Raw genomic sequence first — 15830 nt, forward strand, 5'->3', positions numbered from 1 at the left:
ATGAAGTCCCTGTATGACGGCTTTCAGTTTTCCATAGAAAATGAAACGACTGTATACAATCCCTGGTCAGTTCTTTCGTTTCTCTCAGATCCGGAACAGGGTTTTTTGAATTTTTGGTATTCCACGAGCGGCGGGACTCCGACAGTTCTTATAAAATACCTTGAGAAAACAGACTTCCTGGATCTCTTCAATAAGCTGAGCTATCGGCTTAAGGAAGGTTGTCTTGAGGATTACCTGGTAGACAAAGATGCGCTGATGGCAAAATCAGATCCGGATCAGATTCCTATGGAAATGCTGCTTTATCAGACCGGCTGTTTTACTTTGAGAACGGAGGCTCCCGCTCTGGCAAAGCTGGTCATTCCCAATGACGAAGTGTCAGAATCGCTCCTCAGGCTGTCTTTGGACATCTGCCACATAACACCCTCTGTAATTACCAGAAGCAAACTGAATAAAATAGGCTCTCTGGTTGATTCTGGCGATATTGCCGGAATTTTTGACCTTTTCAATGCGGTTCTCTGCGAGGGAATAAGCTCGCATGCCAAAGTTTTTGAAGATGAAAACACCGTCCGGGATTTTATCTACGTGCAGCTTCCCCGCGAGGGGATTCTGAAATCCCGGGAAAAAGTGAATGTTCACGGCTATTCTGATATGGAAATCAAGACCAGAACCGCAAAACTGGTGATTGAATTCAAAAGGATGCGGAAGGGATTTTCTCAGAAGGCTGCCATGAAGAAGGCTCTGGATCAGCTCAGAACTCATGATTACGGCGTCACCGCAGAAGACATAAAGCTTATTCAGGTCGGCATGGTGATATCCCCGGCACAGAAAAAGCTGGTGGAATACCAGATTCTGGATGATAGGACTTAGTTCCGGATCTGAAGGAGTTCATTAATGGCCAAAAGCATTCTTTCCGACAACCCTGTAAGGTTTGTCTGATACGTCAGGGCTTTGGTGAAAAAAACTGATTGTTCCGAACATAGTCGAAATACTCGATGACGTAAAAGCATCACAAAGAGGTTCCAGAAGTCAGTTCTTCCCCGGGTTAAAAGCGGCTGGATACTGGTTTGCCGGCCGGTAATTCACTGACCATGCCATAGTGTTCGCCATGCCGTGGTGTTACAGTAAAATTACGCGCAGCGCAGAAGGCGTGGGCCTGCACAAGCACAGCAACAGTTTCTGCGCTCCCCGCATACTGACTGAGGCTGTTTGCGATATCTGCAATACCGCGCCTTCTGCCGTTTGCCGAAATGCGTTTTCAGGAATTTCAGACCGTGCCCTCATACAGCAGCTTATCACCAATCATGACCTGATGAACGCCGCACTCCTTTTTCTTGCAGAAGTTGAAGCTTAGCATATATCCGGTCTGTAAGCGCCAGTAGTCAAGATACTCGCATATCTGTTTTTCTCCTGCTGCGTTATATCTCTCACCCCGCCAGATTTTAAGCTCGACAACATACTGTTCGCCCAGATAGTCGATGATAACGTCCGTCCGGGTCTGATCCCGGGTCTGTGCCTCAATATAGTAATTTCCGGTACCGTTGATGATTGGTTTTAGGTAGAGCAGAAACATCTCCCGGCCGTCTTTTTCTTTGAACTTTTCGACCAAGGGGCCGCAAACTTCATGGTACGTGACGATAAAGCGTTCCATGACAAGGCGCAGGTTCAGTCTGCCGTCCGACACAAACATATTTTTTGCCAGCTGACCTTCGCGGCTGAAAACGCTGTTTTGCAGTTCCTCATCGGACAGAAAAAGATTGTACAGCACCGTTTCAAATATGCGGTTGGCGATTCTGACTGTATTGCGGCAGTTTCTTATGAGACCGTACATCTGCATTTCGGTAATGGCATCCTGCTGCGGGTTATAGGCCAGCTTAGTTCCTTCCATCAGGATGCTCCGGATGGCAGCCTTCAGAGCAGGGTAGGCGCTTAGATTTTTGGTCAGGGACTGAAACAGGGTGTTGTTCTCCGTGAGAAGCTGCTTCACCGCATTGTCGATGCCTCTTAAGGTCCAAGCCTCCTTGAGCCCCGCTGCTTCGGCATCGGCAAGCTGACATATTCTGCTTACCAGAAAAGGATAGCCGTTCGTATAGTCATGAATGCTTTTTGCAATTGCCGCGGTATCCATTCCGGTATGATGATCAGCCTCATACTCATCCAGCATGCCTTTGATACCGTCCTCCGAAAGACTCAAATCAATTTTGAAATCATAAGCGATATTCCAGGGGCTGTTCTGTTTTCTGTCATCTCCGGAACGAATTCTGCTTTTAAGATGCTTTATGTCCGTAACTCCGGCCAGAATGACCGAATGAAAGGTATTTATTCCCCGGGCATCACGGTTTATATAACCGTTGCGAAGCTGGGCCAGAAAATCCAGAAAAACCTGATTATTTGTCGCGGAATCAATCGCGTCGATGATCAGAACTAACGGAAATTCAGTTTCGTCGCACCATTCCAGAATGACATCAAAAAAATCACCAAGTCCGGTTCTTTCTTCTGTCCGGGAGAATAGTCCGTTGATTTGATTCCTCGTTTTCTCTGAAATACGACGCTCCTTTTGAAATTCCCTTCTCAAAAGCCGGCAGAATTCCTTTACAAACGTCGCTTCGTTCTGAAATCCGGCATCTCCGATTCCTTCAAAGCTGATGCTGAGCACTATATACCGGGGCGCAAGATCGTGAGCCAGCGCTGTAAGAATTGTTGTTTTTCCGAACTGCCGGGCTCTGCTGATGGTGAAGTACCTTCCGGCATCGACAAGCTGTGTGATTTCCGCCACCTTGTCAGCGATATTCACCATGTAATGCTTGGACGGAATACATTTAGCAGCGGTGTTGAATTCCTTCATTTTAATCAGGCCTTTTACATTTTGCGATCTTCAGCTTCAGCAATTCATGGTGAAATAATGCCATATTACCCGATCTTAAAATGCAAAGGCTATTTTTCTGCAGAGCCTTAATTCAGAGGCCGCAGGAGTTCTGTAATGTCCTTAAATATGGCAACGACTGCCAGCATCTGTCACCGGTTTTCTGAAGCCTGGGCACCGGGCTGATTTAAAGGATCTCCCCGCAATAAAAAACCGGGGTCTCCCCCGGTCTTTTCTGAATAATCTGGGCTTTTGCGGCTCAGTCCTGCATTTCTGTTTGAGCTATACCCCGGCCTTCTTCAAGGCGGCGCCGACGATTTCCTGAGCTTCCTTCTGGATCTGCTTCAGGTGATCCTCGCCCTTGAAGGACTCCATGTAGATCTTGTAGATAGCCTCGGTGCCGCTGGGACGGGCCGCAAACCAGCCGTTCTCGGTTACCACCTTGAGACCGCCCAGAGGAGCTCCGTTTCCGGGCGCCTCGGTAAGCTTGGCAATGATCTTTTCGCCGGCCATGGTCTCAGCCTCCACCAACGCCGGATCCAGCTTGGAAAGCACCTTCTTCTGCTCGGTGCTGGCCTCGGCATCCACCCGGTTGTATACGGATTCGCCGAACTTATCCCGGATTTCGTTATAGAGAGTCTGAGGATCCTTCCCGGTAACCGCCAGAATTTCCGCGGCCAGGAGACACATGATGATGCCGTCCTTGTCGGTGGTCCAGACCTTGCCGTTACGGCGCAGGAAGGAAGCGCCGGCAGATTCCTCGCCTCCGAAGCCGCACTCGCCGGTATAAAGCCCCGGAGAGAACCACTTAAAGCCTACCGGAACCTCTTTAAGGGGACGGCCGATGCTCCCCACCACTCTGTCAATGATGGAGGAGGAAACCAGAGTTTTGCCCACAGCGGCTTCCTTGCTCCATTCCGGCCGGTGGGTAAACAGATACTGAATGGCCACAGCCAGATAATGGTTCGGATTCATAAGACCGGACTTGCAGACAATGCCGTGCCGATCATAATCCGGGTCATTGGCCACGGCGATGTCGAATTTGTCCTTGAGGCTGATCAGACTGGCCATGGCATAGGGGCTGGAGCAGTCCATTCTGATCTTGCCGTCCCGATCCAGCGTCATGAAGCTGAAAGTGGGATCCACGCGGTAGTTCACCACCTCAATGTCCAGTCCGTAGGTTTTGGCAATGAGATCCCAGTAGTAAACGCCGGAACCGCCCAGAGGATCCACGCCGATCTTGATGCCGGCCTTCTTAATGGCCTCCATGTCGATGATGTTGATGAGATCGTCCACATAGGGCTTTCTCATATCCTCCTGCTGCACGTTGGGCATAGCCAGAGCTTCTTTGAAGGATACTCTCTTTACGTCTCTGAGATCCTGCTCCAGGATTTCATTGGCTCTGTCCTGAATCCAGCCGGTGATCTCGGTGCCGGCAGGTCCGCCGTTCACCGGATTGTACTTGATGCCGCCGTCCGTGGGAGGATTGTGGGAGGGGGTGATCACGATGCCGTCAGCCAGATCCGCGGTACGGCCCTCGTTATAGGTCAGTATCTGATGAGAAATAACCGGAGTGGGAGTATAGCCAAAATCCTTTTCAATTCTCACCTGACAGCCGTTGGCGGCCAGTACCTCCACCGCAGTGGCCAGAGCGGCCTCTGACAGCGCATGAGTATCCATTCCCACAAAAATCGGGCCGGTAACGCCCTCCTTGGCCCGGTATTCGGCGATAGCCTGACTTACCGCAAGAATGTGAGACTCGGTAAAGGCGGAATTAAAGGAACTTCCGCGATGTCCTGAAGTGCCGAAGGTCACTCGTTCCTCGGCCTTGGTCATATCAGGCTTGTTAAGGTAGTAAGCCGTCATGAGACGGGGAATGTTGGTGAGATCTTCCAATCGGGCAGGTTTGCCGGCAAGGGGATGTAAAGCCATGTTTGATCCTTGAAAAATAATTCTTCTCTTCAATCAGTAAACTTTCAGTCAAATTCCGCGGTAAAAAAGCCTTCTCGAAAAAAAAGGTTTTCAGAGTTTTTGCTGGTGTTAAATATATCACATTTCAGCCGGCGGTGTCACCTGCCGTCGCCTGACCATGCGACATCAGAACGGTCTGTTTGGCGGTGACAGCCGGAACCTTCATGCATCCCCCGGAGCTTTCCGGAAAACCTTCCGCCGCCCTGTTACTCCTTTTCGGGCGCGGCCATGCGGGTCTTTCGCTCCCAGCCGGCTTCTTCCATATTATGGACGTTTTCCCGTTCCTGAGAGAGCTTTACCGGAGCTCCGCCGTCATCATCCTCCAGCACAAAATCCTCGCCGGCATGATCTCTGGGGTAAAGACTCCCGGCGCATTCCTCGAAGCAGATCTGCGCTCCGGATGACAGGTGATCCGCGAGAATGACAAAGGTCTCCTCGAACTCCTCCCCGTCCTCCGCCTCAGAGGAGGCCCGGCAGTACTCGCTGAGATCCCCGATAAACTCCCGGGCCTCCCGGGAAAGCTCGCTGTCCTTCTTCTTGTTCTTCCGGAGGGAAAACCCGGTAATGAAGCCGTGGGCCAGTTCAATAAGGGCGGCCGCCCTCTCGGAGGCCCGGCTCCCGTCTCCCGGCAGCAGAAGATGCATCCCTTCGCCGGATAGATACTGTTCAATAATGCCGCTTACGGTCTCTCTCTGCCAGGTGCGGGCATTGCGGGGCATGGGCTCGCCGTCATTGATGAGATTCAGGGTCAGTTCCTCGAAATCCCGGCCGTCCTCCCGGTAGCCGCCGGCGATAAGGCCCATGAGAAGACCGTAGACATCGGCAGGCGAACCGTAGATTCCGGCTCCGCGCAAAAGCTCCAGAGAGTCATTGTAGTTGAGCGCAATTTGCATAGGGGTAATTCTCCGTAAGTGGCAGGTATTCAGGTTTTCCGCATGGTTGCCGCAATGTTTCCGTATTGCCGCTGCAGCGTTCCCGCATCATGGCCGCATTATAAAGCATCTCAAAAAATCTGAGTATAATTTGCTCAGGATCACATTATTCATGTATAATTCCCTCCGGTGGTCAATTACTGACCATGCGATCTTTAACCCATCAGCAATCAGCATTCGAGTTACCATCATGGAATCAGCATCCAAAGATACCCGCGGCTCCTTTGCCGCAAAAAAGACTCCGGCTACTCCGAAAGGACTTTTAGGCATCGCTGTGCGAGCCGCCCGCGCCGCCGGGGAAATCATCAACAGAAACTTTGAAGACCGGGATCATATTACCGTGCAGGAAAAGGCCAAGGATGATCTGGTATCCAATGTGGATCAGGAATGCGAGATCGCCATCAGAAAGGTGATCGCCCGCTACTACCCCGAACACGGTGTTCTGGCCGAAGAAAGCGGCTATTCCCAGGCCGGTCAGGATTCAGATTATCTCTGGGTCATCGATCCCATCGACGGCACCGCCAATTTCCTCAAGGGCATTCCCCATGTGGCGGTTTCCATCGGCATTAAAATCAAAGGCATTACCTCCGTGGGCGTGGTCTACGATCCCATCAGAAACGAAATGTTCACCGCCGCCAAGGGCGAGGGAGCCATTCTTAACAACAAGAAAATCCGGGTAAGCGACCTTAAGACTCTTGATACCGGGATTTTTGCCACCGCCTTCCCCTTCAGACAGCGGCAGCATATGGAGCATTACCGGAAAATTCTCACCCGGGTCATGGATCGCTGCTCCGATATCCGGAGAGCCGGCGCCGCCAGTCTGGATCTGGCCTACGTGGCCGCCGGCCGCATGGACGGCTACTTTGAGCTCTGTCTCAAGCCCTGGGATTTCTGCGCCGGCGAGCTTCTGGTACGCGAGGCCGGGGGCATCATCACCGATTTCGAAGGCAAGCCCGAGTATGCCAAGAACGGCAACATCGTAGCGGCCAATCCCTACATCATTCAGAATCTTCTCCGGGAGATCAAGGCCGCCTGAAGCTTTCAGGCCTGACCCTGACACCCAGCCGGCTTCGGTTAACTCCGGAGCCGGTTTTTTATTGCCCGGCCGGTTCCGGATTCTCTCAGCTAGGACACCGTCCGGGCAATTATCTGGGCAAAAAGCTTCTGGAGAAGCGGGGGCACCGCCTTGCGGCCGCGTTTCCGGGCCTCGTCCACAATGGCCAGGGCCATGCCGGGCTTGGTCATTTTTTTCAGGGCCACCTCAATGATCCGGCCTTCGGTTTCCGCGCGGCCGGTAAGGCGGGAGGCCTTCCGGTACACTTCTTCAAACCCGTTCTCAAACAGGAAGTGCTCAATGTCGCTGCAGGGGAGCAGGGTTACCTGGTTGCCGCCCCCGGCATGGGAGGCCTGACTGGCATACTTGATCCCCGCCTCGTCGCCGTCCGCAATAAGGTGCCAGACGATGCCCAGCTGACTGGCCAGCTTGATCAGCGGGGCCGCCCCGCACTGCGCGTATTCCACGAGACGCACCCCCTCCGCCGGGAGGGAGATCCCCAGAATGGAGGCGAATTCGTTCAGCAGCCAGATTTCCGTCTCCCCTTCCACAAAGACCCAGGAGCGGGCAAAAAGCGTCATGGGACGGTTAAGGCGGATATGAAAGGCGATTTTTCTGAGATCATCGCTGGTAAACTTCCTTTCGTCCACCTGATGGCAGCAGGTCATATCGGATTTCCTGGCGCAGCGTCTGATATCCTCCAGACTGACCGTGGTGAGAATATCCCCGGAATTGGTGGTGATAATCTGCTGCATGGGAAGAAGATCCAGAATATTCCAGACGTTAAAAAGCACCGTGGGATGGAGCCGGCTTTCAATATCCTCAAAGATCACAATGGGCTTGGCCAGCCGGTCGATGCGGCGCCCTCCGGTAGCATCCAGGAGGGATCCGGCAATATAGCCCAGCAGGATGCGCACCTCCCGGGGACTGGAATTCCTGATGAGCTTCTTAAGAGAGCCCAGGGATTCGTTGGATATGGGCCGGGCCACAATCTCGTTCAGGGTGCGGCGCCTCCGGCCGGTTCTTTTGCCCATAAGAGGCGGTATAAATGAAAAGTAATGCTCGAACAGGATATTGATGGCATCGATCCCTTCCCTGACCGTCTTCACCGGGATCACCTCCCCGTCGGTGGCGCTGACCGCCCGAAAAAGCTCCATCAGCTTCTCCTGACTGGCAGCGGGAGGCGCCAGGGGATCTCCGTCATCCGGAACGGGAACGTCGGTTCTGTCGGTAATGGCCACCTGCCGGCTGTCCCGGATCCGGAATACCGGACTCAGTCCCAGAAGACAGCGCACCTGTCTCATGGTATTCATATTCATGAGAACGCCGTTCCGATCCAAAAAGCCGTGGGTGGTAAAAATGGTGCCGTTGGCATTCATGGTGGCTCCGGCATAATAATAAACCCGGCAGAAGGAATCCTTCCCCCGCACCCAGCAGGGCTTGAGCCGGCTGAGCTTCATGGTACTCATGGCGGAACCGAGATGCCCCTCCCGGAAGGTCAGCACAAAGCTGAGCTGCCGTTCCCGGGGGGCGGCCTCGCCCCGGCGGTACTCCTCCCGGTATTCCTGATAATCCTTATGAAAATCCTCCTCGGTGAACTCATAGGGAATGTCGCCGTTTCCCAGCAGCGAAGCCAGGCCCCGGAGCAGGGAGGTTTTGCCCCAGGAGTTCTCGCCGATAAACACGGTTTTTTTATTGAAGGCCGCAGACATGCGGGATATCCCGCGGTAGTTCTTTATTTCGATGCGTTCCAGAAACATATTGCTTATCCAGAGATTTTGGGGGTTCCCGGAGGCCGGCCGCAAACACCGCATGGCAGGCAGAGGAAAGCAGGAGCCGGGAATCCTTAAGAAAGGGCTTTCAGATATTCTATCACTCTCCGGCGCCGTTTGATGAGCCGGCTTTTGTTCCGGAGACTTCCGGGGGCGGAAAAACTCCCGACTCCCTCCGGAAAAAAAATCGCAGGTTTTCCTGCCTTATTTCTTAAAAAGAAGCGGCAATTTTGATATACTCTTCACAGTACTGAGAACGGTACCGGCAGCCCCGGTTTTTACGAACGGGATTGCCTGTCCGCCGCAGTTTTTGGAGAAACGAAAACGGATTTTCCACCCAGACCCATTAAGGTAATCATGAAGATTTTTTCATCTATTTTAGCCGGCGCCGCGATGCTGGGAATGTCCCTGAGCGCCGGAGCCGCCACCTTTGCCACCCCGAAGAACTACAGCATTATCATAGTGGACGGAGCCAAAACCAGCAGCCTGATATCTGACACCAGAGAGATTGAACTCGCTCCAGGTCAGCATCAGATCGTGGTTTTTTTCAAAGGTCTTTTCAAGCATGGCGGGGATCAGATTATCGCCACGGCCTCCGATCCCATAGTCATCAATATCCCGGATATTCAGGAAAACGACTCTATTACCTTTACCTACCCCCGCATCCGTGATTACAGCAGCGCTCAGGACTTTGCCGATCACCAGACCATAACCATCACCAATAACGGCGAAAGCGTCTCCAAGGATAAGGCCTCCTATTTTATCCTTCAGTCTGACAAGGGGTTTCAGCTGGATCGGGATTTTCTGACAGAGCTGAATTCTCTGGGACTTCTCTATGTTTCTCCGGAAAACACCGTAAAGCAGAACCGGAACGACCAGAAGCTTTCCAGCTGCCGGGACAGCGGCTTCACGGACTGCCCTGACACCATCAAGTCCACCGCCGAAGCCAGAAATACCTACCTCCAGAACAGCGAAGGGAAAAGCCTGCAATCTTCCGAGGGCATTCCCATGACCACGGAAGCAACGCTGCCGCAAAAGCCCAAGGCTGACGCTCAACCGGCAGCCAATGTCCCTCAGGTCAATCAGCAGATGCTGGACGGCCTGAAGTCAATCTACAACAGCGCAGATCCGACCACCAGAAAGGCCTTCCGGGAATGGCTTAATAAGAACTGACCATAATCCTGGTCCCACGACATAACTCTTATCGCATCACGGCGCAGCCTCGGGCTGCGCCTTTTTTGTATCTGCCCCGCATAAAAGCACGGCTTAACCGAACTCTCTGAAGAGTCTAATTGCTGATCAACTGGATATGCCCCGCCTTCTGAAGAATATCCCCGCGGGAAACGTAAAGAGATCCGGGACAAAAACCGGAATGAAAGAAAACGGAAAGGCTGAAGGAGAGCTCCGTTAAGCCGGAGACTCCTCAGCCAGCCCCCTGTTTTCAGGCCCCGTTACAGTACTCTTCGTATGCGGCAAAGATCCGCTTTCTGCTTTCAATGCCGTAAAAGGTAAGACGCCTCATCAGTAATTCCAGAGCCCCCCTGAGATCATCATGACTGCATTTAAGATCCAGGAAGGACAGAATCTCCACCGTTAGCTCCGGCAGGTTGATCCCAATGCGGAAGCTGTCCGGCAGAAAATCCGCGTCATTCAGGCTGAGGATGGTTTTCTGGAGATCCTTAAAGGCGGGCTGGTAAAGATCCTCGATTTCCATGATAACTCCCGAAGCCGCAAGCCGGCTCTGCTCCTTATCATAGGTCAAGGTCACATGCATGTCGTTAAGCTCGTTTTCGGAAACCCCGGTTTTCGGATCCAGCGGATTCAGCGGCATGTCACACTCTGCAAAAATTTCATTCAGACTGTCAGTCATTTATATTTTCCTCTTTCCTCTGCCTCCGGCCGGCGCTGCCGCCGGAGGACTGACGGCTATTAAAATTCAACCTCGTAGGAATTGTTCTTCACCAGAGATTCCTCAGCCGAAATGCTGACCTTGAACACCGCGCCAGCGCTTATCTTGGTAGCGGTGGCATCAATCTTCTTGGTGGTGTTAAAAACAATCTTCAGGGGCAGGAAATCCTCATCCTTCATAGCATCGACCTTTTTCCCGATCTTGTTAGCCAGATTACCCTTTTCTGCATGGGTGAGTTCCTTACGGATCCGGGCCAGAGCCGATTTCTTGCCGGTGCGGACAATTTCCATCGATTCCAGATTTTCACCACTGTTCTGGATGAGATTAAGCTTGGCAATGGCCTTGTCCATCTGTCTCTTGGTGAAACCATACTGCTTCATGGTTTTGGTGAGGAACGAAATGTTCTTGGTCATCACGTTGGTATCGCCGCCCTTGGTCTCTGGGGTAATGGTGGTGTGCCGATCCACCCTTTTGAGATCATTCTGGAGAAGGTTGGTCTCAAAGGTTCTGGTATCATCGCACTGATAGGTGACTCCGACGTTAATGTTCAAGAGTTCATTGGCATCAGTACCGGCTTCAATATCAAGGTTAAACCTGAAATGAGTCGTATCCAGTCGGTTCAGCAACCCCTCAAAGGAGTTAACCATTTTTTTTACGGTGTTGGCAAAACTCCTCGCCTGCTTTATCACGGGAACCTTGTCCCCCAGCCAGTTAACGAAGTCATCCACATCGGCCACGGCATTATTGGTAATATTGGTCGTGGCAAAATTGACCAGGCTTTCAGCAATAAAACGGTTTTTGTCAAACTCCCATTTTTCCACATCGTCCTTCCAGCCCCATTCCTGCTTGTCGGTAGACAAATACTTGTGGGAAGAAAACTTGTCAATAATGTAGGTATTAAAGACCTGGTCGCTGAGCGCCTTCTTGTGATCGGTAAAGAAGTGCGCAATCTTGTTCCAGGAGTTAATTTCCTTGACCTTGTCGTTGTAATTCTTGATGTCGGTGTCCTTGAGCACGTCTTTAGGGAGATCCCCCAGAGCAATTTCATCATCCTTGTCAAGACCGGCGTCTTCCTTGTACTTGTCAATCTTGTCCTCGACATTTTTCGTCATTTCAGAGGGATTGGCGCCGTCCAGAAGCTTGTTTTTCAGAGAGAAGGAGGCCTCCAGTCCGGCGGATGCGGAAAACGAGGTATTCTTGGTAAAGGTCTGTGTGGTAGCCCCGGTCTCCCGCACCCACTCCTTGGATAATTCCATATCGGCGCTGGCGGAGAACTGCCAGGGATCATACATACTGGTATCCTCGCCGCCCTTGATTATCTGACCGGTTCCCTTGATCCCGGCTTCCGCAGAGGCCTCGAAATCAAAGGACTTCGCAGTTTCGGCCCGGAGATCCTGTGCCTTCTGGAAATCTGAGCGCTCAAGCCGGCCGGCCATGATCTTGGCCAGGAAATCCGCAGCATCCTCCTCCCCCAGGGTAACCGCATAGGTCTTCTGATACTTGCCGTTCAACTCCGCTTCCACTTTCACCGTGGGATCCGTAACGGTGCCGATAGTGCCTCCGGCGCCCGCTCCGGCAGTGATGTTCGTGGACATCCGGAAGGTATACCCGCCTTCCTCCAAACGCTCGATTTCAAGATTGGAACCAGCTCCCAGAGACAGCTTGGCCTTGGCTCCGATCTGGAGCTTGCCTACCTCAAAATTCTTTCCGGCCTCCAGGGAAATCTTATTATCCTTGGTATGCACCAGCATCTCTCCGTCGTTCAGACTAGTGAGCACCTTGCCGGAAATCGCCTCATACACCTTGGGATCCTTGCGGGAGCTAAAGAAGGACTTAATCCCCTTAAAGATATTGGTAAAGGTGTTCACCACTCTGGTGGAACGAATGGCGCGGCCCGCATAGCGCAATGCTCTTTTCGCATGCTTTGACTTACTGGTGGTGTCATTGCTGTAAAGATCCGAGGAGGTGAGCTGCCTTATCATCTTTTCCAGCACCACGTCATCCACCGCCAGATCGGCCTTGAGATTGCGCGCGGCCTCCCTGATCAGGTCGTCCCTGCTCTTGCCGTTAAGCGTTTCGTTATTGGAAAAGTCATACTTAAAATCGGCATAGGTCTTGAACTTGTTGTCATAGGCCACCTTGCGTAGCGCCTTCTCCGCCAGCAGGGTGACAAACTCGTTGTTCATAAGCTCCCTGACCCGGACATCATCGTCACTGCTGGCCGTGCGGAAACCGCTCATAAGCTCGGAAAGAGTGCGGGACAGTCCTGTGGTGGTGCTTACCAGCGCCGTTTTGAGTTCGGAAACCGCGGTCTTGTCCGAGGGGAAGATCTCCTTAAAGGTGTCGGTGAGCCTCTGCTCGTGGCTGATCCCGGAACCGTCATTAAATTCCTTCGCAAAATACGGCGACAGGTACATGAGGGCGCTGGAAATGTTATGAGTGCGATCCTGAGCCAGCTTTGCGGAGACCTGACTGTAAAGATTCCGCATAATCTGGTCGGGATGAGCCCGGTTTTTCCGGAGTTCCTTCCGGGCCGAATCGATAAATTTCTGCAGATCCTTTTTCAGCTGCTCTCCTTCCTTCTCGTTCTCCACAAAAATATTATTTTTGGGATCGAACATCTCATCGGTGAGCTTCAGATTGTTAAGAGCGGTAAGGCAGGCATTTTTGGAAACCTGGCTCTTTTGCATGCAGAAGCTGAGAATGGACTTATCATCGTAGTAGTTTTCCGTGAGAACGGTAAACTCGCCCAGAGCGTTATTGACAACATTGGCATTATTCTGGTTGCCGGGATTGAATATCTGGGCCATATAGTTCAGTTCCACCAGGCGGGACTCAAATTCCTCTTTGTCCGGATGGCAATTGATGAGAGCCGCCTCGGTCTGGAGCGCTTTGCTGTCCAGAGCCAGATGTCTGAGCTTGACATAGGTCATAAAGGCAAACTTAAAGTCTGAGGATTCCCGCATTTCCGAGGGCACCCTTGCCAGGGCTTCGCGAATGGCTGTAATCTTGGCGGGATTTTTGAAATCCTCCGCAGAGATCCCGAAACAGGTCTGTCCCTTAGGCAGAATATCCAGTATGGTTCTCGCACCCAAGGTCTCCAGAGAGGCGGCCAGCACCCCCAGTCCTTGGCTCCCCTGCAATTTCGACACATCCTTAAGGAGTTCCTCGGCACTCTCAATGTTCTTAGCCTCGGTTCCCACAGCGGAAGAGGATTTATGACTGAATTCCACCAGATCTTTAAGATGGAGGTTATTGATGAGCTCGCGGTTCGCATTAATGGCATCTTGATTATGCTGTCTGATTTCATCAAGAGTCGTCTTTTGGGAAGCGATAAAAATATTGGTCATCACGGCCATGTTTTCATCCTTCTCCAGGAGCTTCAAAACATCGCCGCCGGTTTCGCATTCCCTTAATTCGTTACGGAGCCTGTCGAATTCCTGTTTCTGATCATTCCCAATGTCGGCCTGATTCTTGAAAACCTGCTCGTTGCCGTTCATAAAGTCCAGAGCCTTCGGCCCCATGGCTTCCGCGATTCTCTGGGTAACATGAACCGCCGACAGCTTGCCGCAGCTTTCCGCAAAATCACTATGGTGCATGGCCAGGTTGAAGAACTTGAGGAAGGTGGTCATCTGGGTATTCTTGATATTGACCGTCACGGGATCAAAGCCGTCGTATCTTCCGACATAAACCTTGTTGTTGTCTGCTGCGGCCTCGTCGGCATTGTCCACAATGCCCATTGCCGCCCGGAAGCCGGCATTGTTCCTGAAGTCCTCATGCCGGCCCTGCTCCGCATCCTGAGCGGTGGGATGATCGGCCAGATACTGATGATAGGCCGCCTTGATAATAATGTTTTCCACAGTGCGGAGATCGTTGAAGCAGTTATGGTTTTTCAGTGTCCGGGCCAGATTGTTGCCGGGCTGGCAGATTTTCTGATAAGCCGTTTTAAGATCCTGCATGGTGATATTCGTGATGGTCTTGTTTGCCGCCTGATCGCCGGCGCCGTCGTTAACAATCAGATTGATGCAGGCCAGAACGTCATTGGTAAGCTCTAGCTTCTGGGGGAGATGATCCATGATCACGCCGGCGGACTCGGAAAGATTGTCCCGGGATATGCCGCTTAAGAGCTGGGAAAGCATGGTGGAATCGCTGACTTTGGCTTGAATGAGAGCGGAAGAGATGTTATTGATGCAGTCCCGCACTTCATTATCGGAAAGATCCTGGGCCTCCAGTCTGAGGAGGGAATCCGTAAACTCCGGACTCTTCATAAGTCTCTGCAACAGCATCGGGGAGTAATCCACGGTTTTCAGGACATGGGCAAACAGATCTCTGTTCCCGTTAGCCAGTCTTTCCAGATTGTCTCCCGAGCCGGCCCTGATGGTATTTAAAACCTCCTTCAGGGTCGCCACTTCAGCGCTGATGCGGGAAGCATGATCCTTGCCGGCACCGGCGTAAAGAGTTTCCTCATCCCCTTCTGAGAGATATGATGCGGCATCCTCCTTGATAAGATTAAGCTGCTTGATGCGATCCAAAACCTTATTGCAAAAATTCGTTACGGTCTTCTTGGTATTTTCCTCCCCCATGCCATTAGCTCTCAAGTCATTAAGCACCGCGGTCTTTCTGTCGTTAATGCTATTCCGGGCATTGTCAAGATCCTGGAGCTCCTTTCCGAACCGTTTCAGGCTGCCCTTAGAAAAATCCCGCAGCAGACTCAGAGTCCGGGGATCCCTATCGTCTGATTTCATGGTCTCCCGAAGGCTGGCCTCCCCGGAGGCGAACTCATTCACCATCTTCTGGGCATCAATGGAAGGAAGATTAAAGAAGATTCCCAGATCCGCCTTCTTCCCGATTCCGGTAAGGTAGTGCTCGCATTTTTGCAGCAGAGTGCCCATGCCCAGGAGATCCGCAGAGCTTTTAAAGCTGATCTTGACATGGGATTCCATGGACTTAAGAACCTTCTGCTTCAGTTCAAAACGGTTATCGATAATGTCCGCGTATTTTTTCTTGATATCGCTGATAAGGGTGAGAGCCCGATTTTTATCTTCCTGAGCTAGCGCTCCCTGACCATCCACATAGATGGAAAGTCTCTCCGCAATCCCGGAAAGCTGGCTTTTAATTTTGTCCCGATTCTCCGAATTGTAGCTGCCATTCATAATGGTATCCAGAAGCTTGGTCGCATCTGCTTTAAGCCGGGCCGCATCCTCAGAGAGCTCCCGCCGGTTTCCGAAGCAGTAGGTGTTCACCAGAGACTTAACCATCTCCCCGGCAAATTTATCGAGATCCATAGCGCCCTTGGCACTCGTGAACAACATCCGGGAGGTCTTCTTAGTTT

General features: G+C 52.0%; 9 protein-coding genes. 3 read left to right on the plus strand and 6 right to left on the minus strand.

The features are described from left to right. Nucleotides 1-867, plus strand: an 867-nt coding sequence (locus ACJROR_RS03760; protein ID WP_406545928.1) for a PD-(D/E)XK nuclease domain-containing protein, incomplete at its 5' end; no start/stop codon positions are given. Between the two features lie 397 nt (nt 868-1264). On the opposite strand, the gene ACJROR_RS03765 is transcribed toward ACJROR_RS03760, so the two are convergent. From ACJROR_RS03765 to ACJROR_RS03775, 3 genes are all read right to left on the minus strand, one after another. Next, entirely contained in the window at nt 1265-2842 is a 1578-nt protein-coding gene (locus tag ACJROR_RS03765) for an AAA-like domain-containing protein (RefSeq protein WP_406545929.1), read from the minus strand. 300 nt (nt 2843-3142) lie between these two features. Continuing rightward, nucleotides 3143-4792, minus strand: coding sequence for a phosphoglucomutase (alpha-D-glucose-1,6-bisphosphate-dependent) (gene pgm / locus ACJROR_RS03770; protein ID WP_406545930.1), 1650 nt, complete (start codon nt 4790-4792; stop codon nt 3143-3145). 245 nt (nt 4793-5037) lie between these two features. Further along, a complete protein-coding gene (locus ACJROR_RS03775) occupies nt 5038-5724 on the minus strand; it encodes a UPF0149 family protein (protein ID WP_406039935.1) in 687 nt (228 codons plus the stop codon). A 229-nt stretch (nt 5725-5953) separates the two neighbouring features. Here ACJROR_RS03775 and ACJROR_RS03780 point away from each other — a divergent pair, with 229 nt between their 5' ends. Then, on the plus strand, nt 5954-6799 hold the full coding sequence (locus ACJROR_RS03780; RefSeq protein WP_406545935.1) for an inositol monophosphatase family protein: 846 nt from the start codon (nt 5954-5956) through the stop codon (nt 6797-6799). Nucleotides 6800-6888: 89 nt separating this feature from the next. Here ACJROR_RS03780 and ACJROR_RS03785 read toward each other — a convergent pair whose 3' ends face one another. Further along, a complete protein-coding gene (locus ACJROR_RS03785; RefSeq protein WP_406545931.1) occupies nt 6889-8577 on the minus strand; it encodes a DUF2813 domain-containing protein in 1689 nt (562 codons plus the stop codon). Between the two features lie 369 nt (nt 8578-8946). Between ACJROR_RS03785 and ACJROR_RS03790 the strand changes: the two genes are divergently transcribed. Continuing rightward, nucleotides 8947-9762, plus strand: coding sequence for a DUF2057 family protein (locus tag ACJROR_RS03790; RefSeq protein WP_406545932.1), 816 nt, complete (start codon nt 8947-8949; stop codon nt 9760-9762). A gap of 268 nt (nt 9763-10030) precedes the next feature. Here the strand turns inward: ACJROR_RS03790 and ACJROR_RS03795 are convergent, their stop codons facing one another. Both ACJROR_RS03795 and ACJROR_RS03800 read right to left on the minus strand, forming a co-directional pair. Next, the gene (locus ACJROR_RS03795) at nt 10031-10459 is read right to left on the minus strand and encodes a hypothetical protein (RefSeq protein ID WP_406545933.1); all 429 of its coding nucleotides are present in this window, start codon (nt 10457-10459) and stop codon (nt 10031-10033) included. A gap of 59 nt (nt 10460-10518) precedes the next feature. Beyond that, nucleotides 10519-15810 (minus strand): hypothetical protein, encoded by a 5292-nt coding sequence (locus tag ACJROR_RS03800; protein WP_406545934.1) that lies wholly within the window; start codon nt 15808-15810, stop codon nt 10519-10521. Between the last annotated feature and the right edge of the window lie 20 nt (nt 15811-15830).

It is taken from the genome of Succinimonas sp. (assembly GCF_045225735.1).
In the GTDB taxonomy this organism is placed as follows: Bacteria; Pseudomonadota; Gammaproteobacteria; order Enterobacterales; family Succinivibrionaceae; genus Succinimonas.